1 protein-coding gene is annotated in these 643 nt (G+C 75.1%); it reads right to left on the bottom strand.

Annotated features, from left to right (window positions below):
* Positions 1-643: hypothetical protein (locus tag OMK64_RS20260; RefSeq protein ID WP_272730154.1), on the bottom strand; the 643-nt coding region annotated here is incomplete at both ends.

Genomic DNA, 643 nt, shown 5'->3' with positions numbered 1-643 from the left:
GCCGCCGCGCTCAGCGGACGCAGCGCACCACCGCTCGCCACGTACCGCTGCGCACCGCACGCCCACGTCGTCCCGAGCTTGACCGGCGCCACCGCGTAGCCCGTCAGCTGCGCCGCCGGCACCTCCGACCACCCGGTCACGCCCAGCTCGGTCATCGTCGCGAACGACACCACGTGCCGCAGCGTGCTCGTCCCGTCCACCAGGAACAGGTCCGGCCCGGCCGCCGACTTCACCACCCGGCCCGGCGTCAGCACCGGACCACCCAGCGGGATCGCGTCCAGCGCCGCCTGCTCCACCTGCACGACCGTCACCGGACCACCGGCGGCCAGCGCGTAGACCGTGTCCATGCTCGACACCGCACGCCGCTTGCCACCCTCGGCCAGGAACAGGTCCGCCGCACCCGTCGAGCGCACGAACACCGGGCCGGTCAGCACGCTCGACGACCGCGGCACCGACGCGCACGTCACCGGGTCCATCGCCACGAACGTCAGACCCGTCGCGTCCGCGGCCGCCGCGCTCAGCGGACGCAGCGCACCACCGCTCGCCACGTACCGCTGCGCACCGCACGCCCACGTCGTCCCGAGCTTGACCGGCGCCACCGCGTAGCCCGTCAGCTGCGCCGCCGGCACCTCCGACCACCCGG

It is taken from the genome of Cellulomonas fimi (assembly GCF_028527925.1).
Classification (GTDB): domain Bacteria; phylum Actinomycetota; class Actinomycetes; order Actinomycetales; family Cellulomonadaceae; genus Cellulomonas; species Cellulomonas fimi_C.
The sequence above is the reverse complement of the archived record's forward strand: the minus strand, read 5'-3'. Positions and strand labels throughout refer to the sequence as shown.